This is a genomic window from Streptomyces bathyalis (genome assembly GCF_015910445.1).
Classification (GTDB): Bacteria; Actinomycetota; Actinomycetes; order Streptomycetales; family Streptomycetaceae; genus Streptomyces; species Streptomyces bathyalis.
Genome location: NZ_CP048882.1, coordinates 647,146 through 665,838 on the forward strand (window position 1 = coordinate 647,146; position 18,693 = coordinate 665,838).

Below are 18,693 nucleotides of genomic sequence, written 5' to 3' on the forward strand. Positions count from 1 at the left end.
GGGATGGCCGGAGATGTTCGAGGCAGGCGACATCCGCGAGTGGCGGGACCGTGACGTGGTCGACCCCGGCGGCAGCAAGATCGGCAAGCTCGAGTCCGTGTATGTCGACACCCGCACCGACCAGCCCTTCTTCGCCACGCTCACGACGGGCATGCCCACGCGGCGCAAGCTGGTGTTCGTGCCGCTGACCGGAGCAACCGTGGGTCCGGAGTACGTACGGGTCGCCTACGCGAAGAACGAAGTGCGCGCCGCCCCCTGGATCGAGACGGACGGCGAGCTGCCGGCGGCGGACGAGGCCATGGTCTTCGAGCACTACAAGCTGGACTACGAGACGGGCGCGGGCGGCGAGCGCCGCCTCGCGCGCCGCTGACCCGTGCGGCCGGTCCCTCTAGAGTCGGGACCATGGCTGAAGACGCAGGGACCGTACGGGTCGACGTGTGGATCTGGTCCGTACGGCTCACCAAGACCCGCTCGACGGCCGCGTCCGCCTGCCGCGCGGGTCATGTGCGGGTGAACGGCGACCGCGTCAAGCCCGCCCATCCGCTGCGCCCGGGCGACCAGGTGCGCGTGCGGAACGCGGGGCGTGAACGGGTGGTCGTGGTCTCCCGCATCATCCGCAAGCGGGTCGGCGCTCCGGTTGCCGTGGAGTGCTACACCGACCACAGCCCTCCCCCGCCGCCGCGCGAGGCGGTCGCGCCGGCGGGCCGCCGGGACCGCGGCGCGGGCCGGCCGACGAAGCGGGACCGGCGCGAGATGGAGCGGCTGCGCGGCATGGACGGCGGGTCGCGCCCCGGCACTTCGTGAGCTGCCGGGCTCGTTGAGCTACGGCTCGTTGAACCGCCTCAAGGACTTCGGCCTCCAAGGCCGTACGGAGCTGTGCGGCCGCCCGCGTTCCGCCCGCCGGCCCGCGGCCTTCAGCCCTGGTGGCTCTCGCGCAGCTCGCGGTCCGCGGCCCGCAGCATGGTCAGCAGCAGGCGGTTGAGCGGCACCGGGATCCCGTGGCGGTCGGCGCCGCGCACCACCGCACCGGTGATGTGCTCGTGCTCGAGGGGACGCCCCGCGAGGCGGTCGTAGAACGTGGAGGTCCCCCCGTCGGGTGCCACCGCGAGGTTCCCCCGCAGTGCACGCCGTACGTCCTTCTCGTCCACCAGCGCGCCCTCCGCCTGCGCGACGGCGAGCGCTTCGAGCAGGATCTCCTCGGCCCGCTCGTACATCTCCGGGTCCTCGATGATGTGCATGCGCTGCTTGAGGAGCGCGGTCAGCGGGTTGGCGGCCACGTTGGTGAAAAGCTTGCGCCAGGCCGCCGTACGGAAGTCCGCGACGCTGCGGACCCTGATCCGGCTGTTCGCGAGCAGGGCCTCGAAACGCTCGGCGGAACGGCCCTCGGGGACGTGCAGTTCGCTGTTGAAGTGGTGCACGATCCGGCCGGGCGCGACGCGCTCGACGGCCATGAAGGCCAGCGTCGGCATGACCTCCGCACCGGCCGGCAGCAGCGGTGCGACGCGTTCGGTGTGGTCGATCCCGTTCTGGATGACGGCGACGACCGTGTCCGGCCCGCACAGTGCGTTCAGCCAGCCGGTGGCGCCCTCGGTGTCCTGGGCCTTGGTCGTCAGGAAGACCCAGTCGTGCTGCGCCACTTCCTCCGGCGCGCCGGCGAACCGCAGGGCGGGGCGGAGTACTTCACCCTCCGTGCTCAGGGTGAGCTCGTCGAGGGGGCTGCGCAGACAGAGGGTGACGTCGTGACCGGCCTCCTGGGCGAAAGCGGCGGTGAGGCCGCCGACCGCGCCGCCGCCGATCACCGCTATGCGTGCGGACGGTGCTGAAGAGCTCATACGGGCGATCGTATGTGCCCACCCGCGAGTGACCTGGCCGGGGCCACCATTACCGCGAAACCGACATAGCGGGTGCTACGCATAGATCTCGCCCACAGATCTTCAGCCGGTTCCACCGGTTCACAAGCGGGACGAGGTTCGGCCATGTACGTGCTGCCTGCAGCTCCGAGCGCACCGGTCACAGACCGCCTCAGACGCCTCCCCGAATACGGGTCAGGGCCCTCCGGTCGCCCGCTGCTCCACCTCGGGGCGGTCGCGGCGCTCTACACCTTGTTGCAGATCCTGCTCGTGCTGCCAGGCACCGGCCTCGGCTGGGACGAGTCCGTCTACATCAGCCAGGTCGACGACCAGGACCCCGTCGCGTACTTCAGCGCCCCCCGCGCCCGCGGCATCTCCTATCTCGTGGCGCCGATCGTCTCGTTCACCTCGTCGACGACGGTTCTGCGCGTCTGTCTCGCCGTGCTGTCCGGTGCGACGCTGCTCGCTGCCCTGTGGGTGTGGCGACGGCTGCTGCCTCTGCCGGTGCTCACCTGGGGCGGAGCGCTCTTCGCGGGCCTGTGGGTCACTCTCTACTACGGGCCGCAGGCCATGCCGAACCTGTGGTGCGCCTTCGGTTCGCTGGCGGCCGTGGGGTGCTTCCTTCGCTGCGCACGCGGCGAGGACAACCGCCGCATTCTCCTCGGGCTCGGCGCCTCCGTCGGCGTGGTCGCGCTGATGCGCCCGCCCGACGCCGCCTGGCTGGTGCTCGCCCTCGGCGCCGCGGCGCTGGTGGTACGCGACTGGCGCCGCCCGGTGCTCTTCGCCGCGCTGGCCTCGGGTGCGCTGCTGGGGGCCGCGCCCTGGATCATCGAGGCGTACACGGCGTACGGCGGCCTCTTCGCGCGGCTGCACCAGGGCAGCGAGATCCAGGGCGGCATGGGCTGGAACATCGCGATCGGCGACCACGTGCGGGCCCTTCAGGGCCGGATGCTGTGCCGCCCCTGCGACATGGCCTGGGAGGAGCCGCAGACCGCGGTGTGGTGGTTCGCGCTTCCGGTGCTCGCGGTCGCCGGGCTCGTGGCGGCCGTACGAGCGGGCAGACGGGACACGGCCGTACTGGCCACGGTGACGGCCGTCGTGCTCGCTCTGCCCTACCTCTTCCTCATGGGTTACGCCGCACCCCGCTTCCTGCTGCCGTCCTACGCGCTGATCGCGCTCCCCGTCGGCGAGTGCGTGCGGCGGGCGTTCGCACAGGGCCCGAACGGGCCGCGCCCGCTGCTGCTGATCCTCGTGCCGGCGCTGCTGCTGGGCGGCCACTTCGGTGTGCAGTACCAGGTGCTGGGCTCGGTACTGGAACGCAACTACACGATGACCGGCCGGCTGACGGAGGCAGCGGACGCGATGCACCGGCTCGGCCTGCGCGCACCGTGCACGGTCACGGGACCCCTCGCCGTGCCGATGGCCCACTACGCGGGATGCACTTCGCTCCAGTCCAACGGCCACGACGTGAACATCACCGGTGAGGGTCTGCGACGGCTCGCCCTGCGGAACGAGCCGATGGCGGTGACCACCCGCAACCACCGCCCGCCGCCCAGCTGGGCCCGCGGCTGGCCCTCCCTCCCGCTGCGTCAGCTGCCAGGCTACCGCGTGTACGTGACACCGGACGGCGGTCGGCCCGCTCCCGGTTAGAGGTGGTCGCGGGGCACGCGCTCGTTCCGGGTACGGGAGAAGACCCGCTGGTCGCCCTCGTAGCCGTCGAGCGTGGCGTCCAGCACGAACTCCCTCTCGGTCGAGCGCAACTCGGTGCGGGTCTCCGTGCGGACCTTCCACTCGTCGCGCTCGAACGTCATCGACCACGCGGACTCGCCCCGCACCGAACCGAAGTCGCTGCGCCGACGGGAGTTGACGGGCGCCCCGCTCCCCCGACCCCGGAGGTCCCGGCAAGGCCGGTGGCCTCGCACATGCCATGGGGCCCGCACCTGCGGTCAGGTGCGGGCCCCATGGGCGAAGCTTGTGATCAGGCCGGGGTGATGTTCTCCGCCTGCGGGCCCTTCTGGCCCTGCGTGACGTCGAAGGTCACCTTCTGGCCCTCCTGCAGCTCACGGTAGCCCTGGGCGTTGATGTTCGAGTAGTGGGCGAAGACGTCGGCGCCGCCGCCCTCCTGCTCGATGAAGCCGAAGCCCTTTTCCGAGTTGAACCACTTCACGGTGCCGGATGCCATGTCGATCTCCTTCTGAGGCAAATCTGGTGCTCCGCACCTCGCGGGGCACCGTCGCCGCCCTGACCCCATCCAGAAACACCGGAAAACAGAAATGCGCCTGAGGTCACAACCGTCAGGCGCACACAAGTAATGGGTACCAAAACTGCAACTCGTGCAACTTAGCACACCTCAGACGCCTCGGTTCACATCGGCCCATCAGTGATGGTCATGGCCGGGGACCGTGCCGTCCGGCTTGGCGACCAGCAGCATTCCCGCCATACCCATGTCCGAGTGGCTCTGCACATGGCAGTGGTACATCCATGCGCCGGCACCCGCCTCCTCGCCCGCGATGACCTGGAAGCCGAAAGAGTCGGCCGGGCCGGTGATCTTGTTGTCGACGATCCGGCTGGGGTCGCCGGGGCCCTCCAGCAGGCCCGTCCGGTTGTCGGCCCAGCGATGCCCGTGCACATGGAAGGTGTGGTAGTACTCGCCGTGCGTGATCATGATGATCTCGACGCGGTCGCCCACAGTCACCTTGAAGTCGGGCCCCTTGGGCTGGTTGTTGATCGTCATGTCGTTGAAGACGATGGTGATCTGCTTCTCCGGCAGGATGTCGCCTTCCCTGCGCACGACGAGAGGCCCGTAGAGGCCGGCGCGGATGCCGCCGGTGCCGTGCTCGGTGCCCACGATGTGGTCGTGGTAGTGCCAGTAACCGGCACTGCCCGCCCGGTACGTGCCGTCCTTGCGCTTGCCCGGCGCGTGGGTGCGCCAGGTGTACGTGCGCTTCCCGCCGGGCTCGACGACGCTGTCGTTCATCTTCGTGCCGTCGTTGGCCCTGTCGTAGTCGACGCCGTGCGGGTGGAGGCTGACCGTGGTGTCGGTCGTGTTCTCGAACTCGATGTGGAGGGTGTCCCCTTCGACGAGCTCGATGAGCGGCCCGGGCACCGTCGCCTTGCCCTTCTCCAGGCCGTAGCCGATCTGATCTCCCGCCAACTTCTGTGCGAAGAGCTTCATATGGCGCACCTCACCCCCGGGTCCGGCCCGGCGGACGCCCGCGGAGGTCTGCGGGGCGGCGGCTGCGGCAGTGGGCGCGGCCGCCGACGCGGGGGACGCGAGGACGGCTGGTCCGAGCGCGGCCGCCGCCGATCCGGCGAGGAGGCGTCTGCTGAAGCTGCGACGGGCGAGGCTGCTGCCGGACGTCTCGGACATCGGTCTCCCTTCGGCGACGGACGGAGCCGCCACTGCCTGCCTGCGTGCCTGAACTGCCCCTGCGCGCTTGGACATTGAGGTGAGCCGACAAGGACCGTAGCGCCGTCGGCCTCGTTTATCCATATCCAGGACAAAGTTCGTTGAATCGTGGTCATAGCCCTTGGCGTTCCACCGAAAGACGTCTAACTTCTTCGTCGTTTCTGTGACTTAAGAGGGGTGGATCAGTCATGCGGCTCGAACCGCTTCAAAAGCCCTCACAACTCAGAGGGTTGCGCAGGTCACGGCTTACGTTCCGGCGGATCTCCCGGCGCGGCCGGCTCGCGGCGCTGCTGGCCGGAGCGGTCTCGGCCGCCCTGCTCGGCGGATCCCCGGCCCTCGCGGGCACCCCGCAGGACCCGTCGGCCGCGAAGCTCCAACTCCCCTCCCCGCCGGGCGGGGAGGACGTCCGCGTGCTGGTCTTCCACGGCTCCGCCGGGGAGGAGCCGCCGACCGTCGACGCCGGGATCGAGGCCATCGAGCAGATCGGCCGGAGCGGCCCGGCCGCACAGCGCTTCACGATCACTGCGACGGCCGACCCATCGGTGTTCACCTCCGAGAAGCTCGGCAAATTCAACGCGGTCGTCTTCCTCACCGGCGGCGGCGACGTGCTCGACCCCGCGCAGGAATCCGGTCTGGAGAGCTACATGGAGGCCGGTGGCGGCTTCCTGGGCATCCACGGCGCGGCGGGCGCGGAGCCGTACTCCGACTGGTTCTCCGGTCTGGTCGGCGCACGTCCCGTGGCGGGCGGCCCCGGGAAGGCGCAGCGTGCCACCGTGGAGGTCGGCGACCGCCGCAGCCCGGCGGCCAAGGGCCTGCCCGCGGAGTGGAAGCGCCCCGACAGGTGGCTCAACTGGGAGAAGAACCCGAGCGGTTCGGTGCACACAGTCACCCGCGTACGCGAGCGGAGCTACGACCCCGGCCAGGGCGCAATGGGCTGGGACCACCCCATCTCCTGGTGCCGCGACTACGACGGCGGGCGTTCGTTCTACACCGGCATGGGCGGCACCGCCGACAGCTTCCAGGAAGCCGACTTCCGCACCCATCTGCGCGGTGCCCTGCTGTGGACGACGCGGCTGGCACGGGCGGACTGCCAGGCGACCATCACCTCCAACTACAAGGCGGAGCGGGTCACTTCGCCGAACAAGCCGGGCGAGTCCGACCAGATCGGCGAGCCGCACGGCCTGGCGACCGCCGACGACGGACGCATCTTCTACATCGGACGCGGCGGCGGCGACGGAGACGCTCCCGTGGTGACGGACTGGGCGGATCCGCAGATCGGCAAGGGCCAGGGCACGGTGCACGTCTACGACCCGGAGACCAAGAAGGTCTCCCTCGTCGGCTCGCTCACCGTGTTCGGCAACAAGGGCGGCGGCGACGAACTCGTCAAGGTCGAGGAGGGCCTGCTGGGCATCGCCCTCGACCCGGACTTCGCCGACAACGGCTGGATGTATCTGCATTACACGCCGCACTCGCAGCTCGACCGGGACAAGCACATGGCCGAGCGCCGCGTCTCCCGCTTCACCGTGGACGCGGAGACCGGCAAGCTGGACGAGTCCTCGGAGAAGGTACTGCTCAAGTGGCCTGTGCAGGTCCACAGTTGCTGCCACGCCGGTGGGGGGATGGCCTTCGACTCCAGGCGCAACCTCTACATCGCCACCGGCGACAACAACTCCTCGCGGTTCAGCGACGGTTACTCGGGCAACAACCCCGAACCCTCCTTCAAGGGGGTCTCCTTCGCCGACGCCCGCCGCACCGCGGGTAACACCAACAACCTCAACGGCAAGATTCTGCGCATCCACCCCGAGGACGACGGCACCTACACCCTCCCCGAGGGGAACCTCTTCACCGGCAAGGAGACCGACGAGGGCGGCGGCAAGACCCGGGGCGAGATCTATGTGATGGGCGTGCGCAACCCCGCCCGCATCTCCATCGACACCAAGACCGATGTCCTGTACGCCGGTTGGGTCGGACCCGACGCCGGCGCACCCAGCACGACGTGGGGCCCCGCCAAGTACGACACCTTCGCCCGCATCACGCACGCAGGCAACCAGGGCTGGCCGTACTGCATGGGCAACAAGCAGCCCTACCGGGACCGCAATCTGCCCGACCCGGAAACGCCGCTGGGCTGGTACGACTGCGACCACCTGAAGAACGAATCCCCCAACAACGACGGGCTGGTGAACATCCCGCCCGCACAGCCGAACAACATCTGGTACTCCCCGCAGGGCGGCGCCCCGGACTATCCGCGTGACGAGAACGGCGTGCCCAGCTACAAGACGGACGAGCAGAAGCTGCTGCTGCCGTGGCTGAAGGGCGGCGGCCAGGCCACCATGGACGGCCCTGTCTACCGCTTCGACAAGTCCGTGGCGTCGAAGGCCAAGTGGCCCGCCTACTGGGACGGCAAGTGGTTCGTGGGCGACTTCTACGACGCCGAACAGCCCAGGCACGCAGTGGTGATGCCCGACGGCGACGAGCCCGGGGCGCTGCCGGTGCACGCCGAGAGCCTGCGCAAGATCATCCCGGTGGGTGAGGGCGGCATCCGCAACCTGATGGACTGGAAGTTCGCCCCGGACGGCTCCCTCTACGTCCTCGACTACGGGCGTGGCTTCTTCACCTCCGACGACAAGTCGGCCCTGTGGCATGTCACTTACCAGGGTGGCAAGGCCACTCCCGCTGCCGGCGACGTCGTCGGCAAGAGCGCGAAGGGGGCGTCACGATGAACCCGTACGCACGCACACGCACACGCACGACGCCGGCCGCTCGCCGGCGGCGTGCCCTCCGTACCGCTGTGACGGCGCTGTTCGCGTCCCTGCTCATGGTGCTGGGCCTGACCTCGGCACCGGCGTACGGGCAGGAGGCGCCGGGGGACTCCGCAACGGCGGCCGCACAGCTGCTGAGGTGGACCGCGGGCGACGACATCACCCGCTACACCTCGGCACCGCAGACGGCGGTGGCGGGCCCGGCGACCATCGAGTTCGAGAACAGCGAGGCGACGGGCAACACCACGTCCATGCCTCACACGCTGACGTTCGTCACCAGCGATCCCGACTACAACGACGACGTGAACGTCAACATCCTCGCCAACCCCTCGGACGCGCAGGGCGGCAAGCACTCCGTCGAGGTCACCCTGACCCCGGGGACGTACAAGTACCACTGCACCATTCCCGGTCACGGCCAGATGCAGGGCACCCTCGTCGTCACCGACGGCGGCGGGGGCGATGACACGACTCCCCCGGAGACGTCCGCCAAGGTGGAGGGCGACAAGAACGCGGACGGCGCCTACGTGGGCATGGCCACCGTCACCGTGACCGCCTCCGACAGCGGAAGCGGCGTCAGCACGGTCGAGTACGCCCTGGGCGACGGTGGTTACCAGGCCTACACCGCACCCGTGATGGTGCACGAAACCGGCGCGCACACCTTCCGCTACAGAGCCACCGACAAGGACGGCAACGTGGCGGAGGAGAAATCGGTCGAGTTCACCGTCGTCGCGCCGCCCACGGACGACACCACACCACCGGAGACCTCCGCCACGGTCGACGGTGAACAGGACGCGGACGGCGCGTACATCGGTATGGCCACCGTCACCGTCACCGCCTCCGACGCCGGATCGGGCGTCAACACGGTCGAATACGCCCTGGGCGACGGGGAGTTCCAGCCCTACACGGCTCCGGTGATGGTGCACGAGCCGGGCACCCATACCGTCCGCTACAAGGCGACGGACAAGGCGGGCAACGCCGCCGCGGCCAAGTCCGTCGAGTTCACGGTCGTGGAGCAGCCCCAGGAGGACACGACTCCGCCGGAGACCACGGCGAAGACGGAGGGCACGACCAACTCCGGCGGTGACTACCTCGGCAAGGCCACGGTGACTCTCACCGCCACGGATGAGGGATCCGGGGTGGAGAAGGTCGAATACTCCCTCGACGGGGGCCCGTTCCTCGCCTACACCGACCCGGTCGTGGTGGACCGTGCGGGTCATCACAGCGTCGCCCACCGGGCGACCGACAAGGCCGGCAACACCTCACAGGCCATCGCCGAGTCCTTCGACGTCGTACCCGGCGGCGGAGTGCCCGCGCCGAACTGCCCCGAGTACGACGAGCGGGAGACCGTCTTCGTCGGCGACATCGACACCGGCGTCCCGAACCGTATGACGCGTCAGCGGTGCACCGTGGGCGAGCTGATCGAGGACGAGAAGGACTGGTCCTCGCACGCCCTGTTCCTCAAGCACGTCACGAAGGTCATCGACGCGCTGCTCAAGGACAAGGTGCTCGACGCGCGTGAGCACAAGCTGATCTACCAGGCCGCGAAGAAGTCGGGCATCGGCAAGCCCGGACAGCAGACCGGATACAAGAAGCTGTTCGACGGGACGAAGGAGTCATTCGATCGCTGGCAGCACGTCGGCGGCGGAGCCTTCTTCCTCAACGGCGACGGCACCATGACCAGCAGCACTGAGGTCGAGGGCATGGGCATGCTCTGGTACCCGAAGCGCAAGTACGCCGACTACTCGCTGAAGTTGCAGTTCCGCGACGACGCTCCCGGCAACGGGAACGCCAACTCCGGTGTCTTCGCGCGCTTCCCGTACGTCCACGACAACCCGGAGGAGTCACGGCCCGAGTGGGTCGCCATCAAGTTCGGGCACGAGCTGCAGATCCTGGACAGGCCCGAGGGCGACATGTACAAGACCGGTTCGGTCTACGGCTTCGACCGTGTGGGACTGGCCGGTGCCGGCGTCACCCCGAAGGGCACGTGGAACGACTACGAGATCAAGGTCGTCGGCCAGCACTATTCGATCTACCGGAACGGAGCACTGATCAACGAGTTCGACAACACCGGCGGCCAGGTCTTCGAGCCGCCCCGCGGCGACGACCCCGGCACCGACGGGCGCCGGTACGCCTCGGGCTACATCGGCCTCCAGGTCCACGGTGTCACGGACGTGATCTCCTACCGGGACGTGCGGATCAAGGAGCTCTGACGCGGTTGCCGTGGGCGTGATGCCCTCGGCCGAAGGAGCCCCGCCAGATGCGGCGGGGCTCCTTCGCGTGTCCTGTCGAGTTGCATCAATGCGTGGGCAGCGGTTCGAGGCCCGAACTACGCTGCCTGGCACGACGCCGCCTGCTGCCTGGCTCCGCCGCTTCGACGGCCGGCGACGCCCCGCCGGCGGGGCCGCCCGCAACGCCGTCACAGCCGACCACGTTCATTCCTGGAGCCCCATGTACTCCTTCCTGATCGTCGCCGCGTGCCTCATCTACGCCGTGGCCTTCATCGCCGCCCTGCAGCTCGGCGGACGAGACTCGCCGAGACCGACCCGGGGCCACCTGACCTTGATATTCGGGGGTCTCGCCGTCAGTGGAGCGCTCCTCATGATCGCCCGCAACGCCTCGTTCGGACCGCCGCAGGGCGACGCCCTCTGGGACACGATCCTGAACAGGGCCCCCGACTACGTACCCATGATGATCGTGATCACGGCGTCCATCGCGTGCAGCAACGTCTTCTTCGGCGGTGCCAACCGCCGCGCCGCCGACAGGCACATCGCCGTACCGGGCAAGCCCCGTTTGCCGGGAGAGGACCGCGGTCCGGCAGGCGGCTGAGCGGCTGGGACGCAGCACGACAGGGCGTCGGCGAGGGCTATCCGCCGCGGGCCCCGGTCCGCACAGCCGTGAGCACACCGTCGCCGGTCTTCTGCAGCGACACCGCGAATGAGGGGTCGTCCTCCAGGAGTCCGCGGAAGCCGGTGAGCTGTTCGCCGTGGCTCACCGCGTTGTCCACGGCGATGATCCCGTGCGGCCTCAGCACGCGCCGCAGATCGGGCCAGTACGCCTCGTACGCCGGACGTTCCGCGTCGAGCGCCACGAGGTCCAGCGAGGCGTCGCCCGCCCCGGCCAGGACCTGCCCGCCGTCGCCGTGGAGCACCTCCGCGTACTCGCTCACATCCGCCCGTTCGAGGTTCTCCCGGGCGGCGTCCACGCGTGACTTCTCGGTCTCGACGCTGACCAGCCTGCCCCCGGTGTCACGCAGCGCGTCCGCGAACCAGATGGCGGAGTACCCGTTCGACGTACCGATCTCGAGAACGTCCCTGCTCCCCTGAGCGCGGATCAGCAGGCTGATCAGGCTGCTCGCGGCGGGGGTCATGTTGCGCAGACGCTGGAGCCGGTCGGCCAGCGGCTCGTCGTGCTGACGCCCCTCCTGGTAGAGCTTGCGGAGAAAGACGGCCAGTGTTCCATCCACGTGAACTCCCCTGCGACAGCCTCAGATCCGGCTGGTGGCGAAGCGTACGAAAGCGGCCCACTGGGTGGTGCCGACGGTGAGCGCGGCTCCGCGGTGGTCCTTCGAGTCGCGGACGTGGACCGACGTCGGCGTGAGCGCGACTTCTACGCACTCCCCGCCTTCGCCTCCGCTGTAACTGCTCTTCAGCCACGAGAGGTTCGGGTCGTCGCTTGCAAGCAACACGCCGTTCATCGGTCTCCCAGCATCTTCTCGATGAGACTCAGCGACTCACGGGGTGTGAGCGCCTGTCCACGGATACTGCCGTAGCGCGCAGCCAGGGTACGTACTTGCTCCGGGCCGGTGACCAACCGGTTCTCGCCCTGCACCTCCAGATATCCGACCTGTTGCTTACCCTTCGGCGTGAGCAGGATGAACGGGCCGTCCACTCCGGCGTATCCCTCACAATCCAGTGGCAGCACCTGCAAAGTCGTACTGCGCAGGCCTGTTGAGTCAATCAAGGACTTCAGCTGACCACGTTGCACCGTCCCGCCTCCGATCGCCCTGCGAAGGACGGACTCGTCGAGGACGGCGGTCACCATGGGCGCCGGCCACTTCGTGAGGATCTCCTGCCGGGCCAGACGCGCGGCAACCCGCTGTTCGATCGTCTCCAGATCCAGCAGCGGCTGCCGCACCAAGAAAGTGGCCCGCGCGTACTCCTCCGTCTGAAGGAGGCCCGGGATGGTCAGCGTGCTGAAGAAACTGATCTCGACGGCCTCGCGTTCCAGCCGGGCGTAGTCGCGGAACCAGGCGGGGTGGCGGACGCGGGCGCGGGCGCGTGCCCGCTCGACATCGTCCTTCGTCGCTCTCAACAGGCCGTTCGCGCCCAGCAGTTCGTCCGCCGCGTCGAGGAATTCCGGCTGCGGGGTCCGCCGTCCGCGCTCCAGGGAGGAGATCAGGTCCTCTCCGTAGGCGAGCCGTTCGCCGAGTTCCCGCTGTGTGAGACCGGCTCGCTCCCGCAACAACCGCACCTGCCTGCCCACGGCACGGAAGAGGTCCGACGGCGCGTCCTCGTCCTCCGGGGGTGCGGGACGGCGCCCCGCACCGTCGCCGTTCGTCGTTGCCGCATCCGGCATCCGCTCCCCCGCTCTCCTCGCCGACGGTCCGTACACGTCGCCGCGCGTGCCGGTACCCGCACGCCGCGTACCGGGCGACTCGCTGGTCAGCGTACGGCTACGCGGACACGCTGAGTGACGTGAACCGAGAAATCACCCCTACTGAACCCGAGTTGTCCGCCACCATGCGTCACTCGTCGGTGCTGTTGTCCGCGACCCGGCGCGGGGCACGGCTGGCGCGCAGGCTCACCGTGCAGCAACTCACCGAGTGGCAGCGGCCCTTCGGGGCGGCCGAGCAGATCACGGCTGAGCTCGCGTCCAACGCCGTGCTGCACGGGCGACTGCCGGGCCGGAGCTTCCGGCTCACGCTGACGCTGCACACCAGTGGCACGCTGCGCATCGCGGTGGCCGATCCGCGGCCGGAGTGGGAGCCGCGTACGTCGGGGAGCCGGGATCCGGCCGCCGAGTCCGGTCGCGGGCTGCTCATCGTGGAGGCGCTGGCCGATCGCTGGGGCGTGGACTTCTCCGTCGCGCAGCAGAAGTCGGTCTGGGCGGAGCTGGACCTGTGCGACTTCCGAGATGGATGACCCCGACGGCGCCCACCCGCCGGGCGCGACCTGCCTGCGAACAGCCGGAACGTCGCGTGCTGCAACTGCGACCACCCTAGAGGCCTGAAGGCGCCTGTTGTGCAAACGGTGTTGAAGATCCTCAGTGCCTGCCGGCAATCGCCGATGGTGTCCTGAACCGCGGCAGTCCACCAGAACGCCAAGCTCTGTCTTGGACGCAGGGGTTATGTGGCCGCGGGTGTTCGTGGGGTTCCACCCACGGCGAGTACGGCACTGAGGACAGAGACCGCTGCCAGGGTGAGGAAGAGGCCGGGGTATCCGCCGAGGGGCCCGGCGAGGGCGGCTCCGGCGAAGGGGGCGAGGCCGGTGGCGATGGTGACGGGGGCGGTGAGGAGGCCGCTCAGTTTGCCGTAGTGCCGGGCGCCCCAGCGGTCGGTGACGGCGGTGGCCTGCAGGAGGGTGAGGTTGCCGCGAACCATGCCGACTCCGATGGCGAGGACGATCAGGAGGGTCACAGGTCCGGGGACGACCGCGAGCGCTGCCGTGGTGATGCCACCGGCCGCGATGAGAACGCTGGTACGGGTGGTGACACCGGTACGGCGTGCGAAGGGTGCGTAGAAGATGCGGCCCAGCGTCTGGCCGAGGCCGCCGAGCCCGAGTGCCCAGGCCGCCTGTGTGGAGGTGGCTCCGCGCTCGTGCAGCAGGGGGACGATGCCGATGACGACGGCGAAGGACGAGAGCGCGGACAGCGTCAGCGCGATGGCCAGCAGCACGAAGGGCCGAGTGCGGGCGACCGGCCTCGTGGGCTTCGCTCCCGTCTCGGGCTGGGGCGCCGCGTGCGGGACGTCGGGGGCCGGGGGCCAGGGGGCTCGCAGAGCCAGCGCGTGGGCGGGGATGGTGATCGCGGCGAGGATCACGGCCAGGGTGGCGTAGGCGGCTCGCCAGCTCATGTGCTCGATGAGTGCGGCGGTGATCGGGGCGAAGACGGTGCTGGCCAATCCGCCGGCGAGGGTCAGGATCGTCAGCCCGCGGACGCGGTCGGTGCCCCACCAGCGGGTGACGGCGGCGAAGGCGGGAGGGTAGAGCGTCCCGGCCATGGCGGCTCCCGCGAACAGCCAAGCTCCAGCGAACACATAGAAGTTGGGGGCCGCGGCGATGGCCAGCACCGACGCGGTGCCCAGGGCCGAACCGGCAGTCATCGCGGCGCGCGGGCCTCGCCGGTCCAGTACGCGGCCCACGGGGATGCCGACCAGGGCTGAGACGAGGAGGGCCGCGGAGAAGGCGCCCGTGGCCGCCGTGCCCGACCATCCGGTCTCGGCTGTCAGGTGAGGCAGAAGTACGGGGAAGGCGTAGTAGAGGACGCCCCAGCTGGTGATCTGGGTGATGCACAGGGCAGGCAGGACGAGGCGGGGCCGCGGCCGGTCCCCCGTTCCGGTCGCGGTCCCGTCGGCCCGAATGTCGCTCCGGGCCACCTCAGCAGCAGCCGCAGGCGACGGCTTCGCGTTGTCCGTCATCGCTGGCATCGGCGCAGCATGTGCTGCCCTTCTGCTTGCTGAGGGAGTCGGCGTCGGCCTTCACGACGTAGACCTCCCAGGGCTCATTGCCGGGGCCGTGGACCCAGACCTTGTCCTGGAGGGCGTAGCAGCACTCGGTGTCGTTCTCCTCGAAGGTCGCCAGCCCTGCCTTGCTCAGGCGGGTGGTGGCGTCGTTCACGGCTTCGGAGGATTCGACTTCGACTCCGAGGTGGTCCATGCGAGTCTCCTCTCCCGCGTTGCCCTCGATAAGCACCAACTTCAGCGGGGGCTCGGTCAGAGCGAAGTTGGCGTATCCGTCGCGGAGTTTCGCAGGTTCGGACCCGAACAGCCTGCTGTAGAACGCGACGGAAGCGTCCAGATCAGGGACTCGGAGTGCGAGTTGCAGGCGCGACATGACGCACCTCCTTCTTTCGAGAATTGCTGTCGGACTCGTCCGGCTACTGGGTTGGGACATCGGTTCCTTGGATCTCCGTGGAGGTCGGTGCTCCGCAGCATCCCCCGCCGTCACCGGCCGGTGCCGTCTGGGCGTCGGGCTCGTCGAAGAGTCCGGCACCCCCGCAAACGCCGGTCTCCGGCAGCGTCAGCTCGACGCGCTCGGCTGCCTCTCGGTCTCCGGCGAGCGCTGCTGCGATGGAGCGGACCTGTTCGTAGCCGGTCATCGCCAGGAAGGTCGGGGCGCGGCCGTAGCTCTTCATCCCGGCGAGGTAGAAGTCCTTCTCGGGGTGGGTCAGTTCGCTGGCGCCGTGCGGATGGACCGTCCCGCAGGAGTGGACGTTGGGGTCGATCAACGGGGCCAGCTCCAGGGGTGCTTGGAGGCGTTCGTCCAGGCCGAGACGGAGTTCGTCGAGGAAGGGCAGGTCGGGGCGGAGGCCGGTCAGGACGATGACCTCATCGACGGGGCCGAGGCGGCGGCCGTCCTCACCGGTGAGCACGAGCCGGCCGTCCGGGCTCCGGACCACTTCGGTCGTGCGGAAACCGGTGATCGCTTCGGCGCATCCGTCGTCGACGGCGGCCTTGGCGCGCAGCCCGAGTGCTCCGCGGGCGGGCAACTGGTCCGACTCGCCGCCGCCGAAGGTGTTCTCGCCGATGCCGCGCCGCAGGACCCAGGAGGTGTGTGTGCCCGGGTGCTCCTTGGCCAGAGTGGCGAGTTGGGCGAGGGCTGTGAACGCGGAGGTACCGGAGCCGATCACGGCGGTGCGCTTGCCCGCGTAGCGGGCCCGCACGGCGGGGTCCTTCACGTCCGGGACGCGGTAGGTGATCCGGTCTGACGCGGCTCGCTCACCGAGAGCGGGCAGGCCGTCCGCGCCCAGCGGGCTCGGAGTCGACCACGTACCGGAGGCGTCGATGACGGCGCGGGCGGTCAGTCGCTCCTGGCGACCGTCCGGCGTGACGAGATGGACGGTGAAGGGCAGTTCCTCACGGTCGGCGTCGACCACGCGATCCCGTCCGTTGCGCGAAACCCCGGTGACGCGGGTTCCGTAGCGAACGCGCTCCCCCAGGACATCCGCCAGCGGCTGGAGGTACAGGTCGGCCCAGTCGCCACCGGACGGGTAGGCGGCGCCATCGGGGCGAACCCATCCGGTCGGAGCGAGGAGCTTCTCGGCGGCCGGGTCGACGACCTCCGCCCATGGAGAGAACAGACGCACGTGGCTCCATTCGCGCACGGCAGTACCGGCGCTGGGGCCGGTCTCCAGGACCAGCGGGTCCTGGCCCCGTGCGACGAGATGAGCAGCGGCGGCCAGACCGACCGGACCGGCTCCGATCACCACGGTGGGCAGCGAGGCGGCTGACTCGTTCACGGCGACTCTCCAACTTGCTTCGACATCCGTCTATGGCTTGCACTGCCAGCATCACACCTGTTTCGATGAGTGTCAACATAGACATTCATCTAATCAAAGGTGTGATCATGGAGTTCGTCGACGTGGCGATCACCGGTGGCGGGCAGTTGGTCTGGCCGCGGCTCATGCCCTGCGTCAGCGCGGACTGAGGCCGCTCGTGGTGGAAGAGTCCGGGCGCACAGCCTCGCCTCGGCCTCCCTGCGCGGTGTCGGACGCGACGCACACCGCGTGGCCGGACGCCCGCCCGCCCACCTGACCAGAATGCAGAGGCCAGGGCCACATATTCGATGTGTGTCAAAATAGACGTATGTCGAATGCGAAGGCGTTGCCGCTCATAGAGACCGACGTCACGCCGTGCTGCCCGCCCCTGGACGAGCGGCCGCTGACGCCAGAGGAGGCGGAGCGGACCGCCGTGATGTTCAAGGCGCTCGGCGACCCGGTGCGGCTGCGGCTGTTCTCGCAGATCGCCTCGCACGCCGGCGGCGAGGCGTGCGTCTGCGACATCTCCGACGTCGGGGTCTCACAGCCCACCGTCAGCCACCACCTGAAGAAGCTGCGCGAGGCCGGACTCCTGACCTCCGAGAGGCGCGGCACGTGGGTCTACTACCGCGTCGCCCCCAGCGTGATGGCCTCCATTGCCCGCAGCTTCTCCGTCTCCGGATGACACCGGCCAGGGCAGACCGTCCGCGCGGCTGTTGAGGGTCCCCGACCCACAGGTTCGTGAGACCCGGCTGCCGACCTCGAACCCTGACGCGGAAGCCGCGCCGATCCCCGGAACCGACCGCCGACGGCCTCGAGCTGGGGGTCTGCGAGGGGACTGAGGCCGTTCGGCGGTGGGCCAGGTGAGGCTGCCGTCACCTGCGGCTACGGATGAGACGTCATCTCAGCACCCCGGCTCCACCAGCATCGCCGCTGGCTGCCGGTGACGTGCCGTTTCACTTCCAGCGTCGAGGGAGTCGTAGCGATGAAGACCATCTTGCGGTCCGGTGCCGTGGCGGCCGCGATCGGTGTGGGACTGTCCCTCGCTGTCCTGCCGGCCGTCCCGGCCGGCGCAGCAGCGGCGATCCGCGTGCCGTGCAACGACATCACCGCCCTGAAGACCGCCATCAACAACGCGAACAGCAGCGCCAACGCCGGGCGCATCGTCCTCGCGTCCCACTGCACCTACAACCTCACCGCACCCGACAACCCGGACGACGGGCTCCCGGAGATCACCGGGAACGTGACGATCACCGGCCGCGACACCACCATCCGCCGCGCACCGAACGCCACGCAGGACTTCCGTGTCTTCCACGTCGTCTCCGGCGGCACCCTCAACCTGAACTCACTCACCGTCAGCGGCGGCGCCAACGCCGGCCGTGGCGGCGGCATCTTCAATGCCAACGGCACGCTGAACCTCAACCGCACGATCATCAAGGGCAATCAGGCGTCGCAGGGTGGCGGGATCTTCAATCTCTCCGGACGGCTCAACCTCGACCGCAGCACTGTCGAGCGCAACACAGCCACCTTCGGCGGCGGAATCAACAACAACGGAGGCGGCACGGTGATCATGAAAGGCGGGTCCCTGCTCAACAACCGTGCGACGGGCAACGGCGGGGGGTTCACCAACGCCGTGGGTAACGCGTCTCTGGAATCCGTCTCGGTCAGACGCAACACCGCCCCTGTGGGTGGCGGCCTCCACAACACGTCCGCCCTGCGCCTGACGTCGTCCACAGTCAGGGACAACATTGCCGTGTCGGGCGCGGGAATCTCGAACGACTCCGTCGGCAGCCTCGGAAGTGCCCTCACGCTGGTACGGAGCCTGGTCACGCGGAACACGGCCATCACCGCCGGCGGCGGCATCCTCAATGAGGCGAGCCCAGGTGACGTCACCCTCACCGACAGCCGAGTCGTCCGCAACAGGCCGGACAACTGCAGCCCCGCGGGCAGCGTCCCCGGATGCACCAACCCCACCAGCACCGTCACCCCGCCGACCAAGCAACTGCCCCCGCCCGCCAAGGACAGCAAGTCCCGCAAGTAGGTCGCCGGAACGGAACACGGCCACGAACCCCTGACCCCGCGTGAAGAGAGCCTGACGGCTCGTCGCGCACCGGCGAACGCCGCCGAAGGACGGGACCCACTCGCTGGGTCCCGTCCTTGCATTGGTGAACGACGGGCCTGCGCGGCCGGGGCCTCAACGTGC

At 69.3% G+C, this 18,693-nt stretch carries 20 protein-coding genes; 10 read left to right on the forward strand and 10 right to left on the reverse strand.

Annotation, left to right across the window (positions count from 1 at the left end; all coding sequences use genetic code 11):
* Nucleotides 1–13 precede the first annotated feature (13 nt).
* Together G4Z16_RS02900 and G4Z16_RS02905 are read left to right on the forward strand one after the other, a co-directional pair.
* Entirely contained in the window at nt 14–370 is a 357-nt protein-coding gene (locus G4Z16_RS02900; protein WP_197349023.1) for a PRC-barrel domain-containing protein, read from the forward strand.
* Between the two features lie 32 nt (nt 371–402).
* Complete coding sequence (locus tag G4Z16_RS02905; protein ID WP_197349024.1) at nt 403–804, forward strand: RNA-binding S4 domain-containing protein; 402 nt, start codon at nt 403–405, stop codon at nt 802–804.
* A gap of 110 nt (nt 805–914) precedes the next feature.
* Here G4Z16_RS02905 and G4Z16_RS02910 read toward each other — a convergent pair whose 3' ends face one another.
* Complete coding sequence (locus tag G4Z16_RS02910) at nt 915–1,832, reverse strand: 2-dehydropantoate 2-reductase (RefSeq protein WP_197349025.1); 918 nt, start codon at nt 1,830–1,832, stop codon at nt 915–917.
* 144 nt (nt 1,833–1,976) lie between these two features.
* Between G4Z16_RS02910 and G4Z16_RS02915 the strand changes: the two genes are divergently transcribed.
* Nucleotides 1,977–3,500, forward strand: coding sequence for a hypothetical protein (locus tag G4Z16_RS02915; RefSeq protein ID WP_246530651.1), 1,524 nt, complete (start codon nt 1,977–1,979; stop codon nt 3,498–3,500).
* Here the strand turns inward: G4Z16_RS02915 and G4Z16_RS02920 are convergent.
* From G4Z16_RS02920 to G4Z16_RS02930, 3 genes are all read right to left on the reverse strand, one after another.
* Nucleotides 3,497–3,661 (reverse strand): hypothetical protein, encoded by a 165-nt coding sequence (locus G4Z16_RS02920; RefSeq protein WP_197349026.1) that lies wholly within the window; start codon nt 3,659–3,661, stop codon nt 3,497–3,499. The genes G4Z16_RS02915 and G4Z16_RS02920 overlap by 4 nt on opposite strands.
* 167 nt (nt 3,662–3,828) lie before the next feature.
* Entirely contained in the window at nt 3,829–4,032 is a 204-nt protein-coding gene (locus G4Z16_RS02925; RefSeq protein ID WP_197349027.1) for a cold-shock protein, read from the reverse strand.
* 195 nt (nt 4,033–4,227) lie between these two features.
* On the reverse strand, nt 4,228–5,220 hold the full coding sequence (locus G4Z16_RS02930) for a multicopper oxidase domain-containing protein (RefSeq protein ID WP_197349028.1): 993 nt from the start codon (nt 5,218–5,220) through the stop codon (nt 4,228–4,230).
* 326 nt (nt 5,221–5,546) lie between these two features.
* Between G4Z16_RS02930 and G4Z16_RS02935 the strand changes: the two genes are divergently transcribed.
* The 3 genes from G4Z16_RS02935 to G4Z16_RS02945 all read left to right on the forward strand — a co-directional run bounded on the left by G4Z16_RS02935 (nt 5,547) and on the right by G4Z16_RS02945 (nt 10,844).
* On the forward strand, nt 5,547–7,979 hold the full coding sequence (locus G4Z16_RS02935; RefSeq protein WP_246531199.1) for a ThuA domain-containing protein: 2,433 nt from the start codon (nt 5,547–5,549) through the stop codon (nt 7,977–7,979).
* Entirely contained in the window at nt 7,976–10,228 is a 2,253-nt protein-coding gene (locus G4Z16_RS02940; RefSeq protein ID WP_197349030.1) for an OmpL47-type beta-barrel domain-containing protein, read from the forward strand. Before G4Z16_RS02935 ends, G4Z16_RS02940 begins: the two co-directional genes overlap by 4 nt.
* A gap of 238 nt (nt 10,229–10,466) precedes the next feature.
* The gene (locus G4Z16_RS02945; RefSeq protein WP_197349031.1) at nt 10,467–10,844 is read left to right on the forward strand and encodes a hypothetical protein; all 378 of its coding nucleotides are present in this window, start codon (nt 10,467–10,469) and stop codon (nt 10,842–10,844) included.
* A gap of 37 nt (nt 10,845–10,881) precedes the next feature.
* On the opposite strand, the gene G4Z16_RS02950 is transcribed toward G4Z16_RS02945, so the two are convergent.
* From G4Z16_RS02950 to G4Z16_RS02960, 3 genes are read right to left on the reverse strand one after another with little or no spacing between them, the layout of a single operon-like run.
* On the reverse strand, nt 10,882–11,481 hold the full coding sequence (locus tag G4Z16_RS02950) for an O-methyltransferase (RefSeq protein ID WP_197349032.1): 600 nt from the start codon (nt 11,479–11,481) through the stop codon (nt 10,882–10,884).
* A 21-nt stretch (nt 11,482–11,502) separates the two neighbouring features.
* Nucleotides 11,503–11,703 (reverse strand): DUF397 domain-containing protein, encoded by a 201-nt coding sequence (locus G4Z16_RS02955; protein ID WP_425508041.1) that lies wholly within the window; start codon nt 11,701–11,703, stop codon nt 11,503–11,505.
* A gap of 5 nt (nt 11,704–11,708) precedes the next feature.
* Nucleotides 11,709–12,593 carry a helix-turn-helix domain-containing protein gene (locus G4Z16_RS02960; protein ID WP_197349034.1) on the reverse strand — a complete coding sequence of 295 codons (885 nt, stop codon included), beginning with the start codon at nt 12,591–12,593 and terminating at the stop codon, nt 11,709–11,711.
* Nucleotides 12,594–12,712: 119 nt separating this feature from the next.
* On the opposite strand from G4Z16_RS02960, the gene G4Z16_RS02965 reads away from it, so the two are divergent.
* A complete protein-coding gene (locus G4Z16_RS02965) occupies nt 12,713–13,159 on the forward strand; it encodes an ATP-binding protein (RefSeq protein WP_197349035.1) in 447 nt (148 codons plus the stop codon).
* A gap of 203 nt (nt 13,160–13,362) precedes the next feature.
* Here the strand turns inward: G4Z16_RS02965 and G4Z16_RS02970 are convergent, their stop codons facing one another.
* Genes G4Z16_RS02970 through G4Z16_RS02980 form a run of 3 tightly spaced genes read right to left on the reverse strand, consistent with a single transcriptional unit; the run spans nt 13,363 to nt 16,472 of the window.
* Nucleotides 13,363–14,652, reverse strand: coding sequence for an MFS transporter (locus G4Z16_RS02970; RefSeq protein ID WP_197354119.1), 1,290 nt, complete (start codon nt 14,650–14,652; stop codon nt 13,363–13,365).
* On the reverse strand, nt 14,612–15,067 hold the full coding sequence (locus G4Z16_RS02975) for an ArsI/CadI family heavy metal resistance metalloenzyme (RefSeq protein ID WP_197349036.1): 456 nt from the start codon (nt 15,065–15,067) through the stop codon (nt 14,612–14,614). The genes G4Z16_RS02970 and G4Z16_RS02975 overlap by 41 nt, the downstream gene beginning before the upstream one ends.
* 43 nt (nt 15,068–15,110) lie before the next feature.
* The gene (locus G4Z16_RS02980) at nt 15,111–16,472 is read right to left on the reverse strand and encodes an NAD(P)-binding domain-containing protein (RefSeq protein WP_197349037.1); all 1,362 of its coding nucleotides are present in this window, start codon (nt 16,470–16,472) and stop codon (nt 15,111–15,113) included.
* Between the two features lie 65 nt (nt 16,473–16,537).
* On the opposite strand from G4Z16_RS02980, the gene G4Z16_RS32890 reads away from it, so the two are divergent.
* The 3 genes from G4Z16_RS32890 (at nt 16,538) to G4Z16_RS02990 (ending at nt 18,531) form a co-directional block, all read left to right on the forward strand.
* Nucleotides 16,538–16,660, forward strand: a complete 123-nt coding sequence (locus G4Z16_RS32890) for a hypothetical protein (protein WP_281393652.1) — start codon at nt 16,538–16,540, stop codon at nt 16,658–16,660.
* 158 nt (nt 16,661–16,818) lie between these two features.
* Nucleotides 16,819–17,175, forward strand: coding sequence for an ArsR/SmtB family transcription factor (locus tag G4Z16_RS02985; RefSeq protein ID WP_197349038.1), 357 nt, complete (start codon nt 16,819–16,821; stop codon nt 17,173–17,175).
* A gap of 300 nt (nt 17,176–17,475) precedes the next feature.
* Nucleotides 17,476–18,531: a hypothetical protein gene (locus G4Z16_RS02990; protein ID WP_197349039.1), complete on the forward strand. Its 1,056-nt coding sequence runs from the start codon at nt 17,476–17,478 to the stop codon at nt 18,529–18,531.
* The last annotated feature ends 162 nt before the right edge of the window (nt 18,532–18,693 follow it).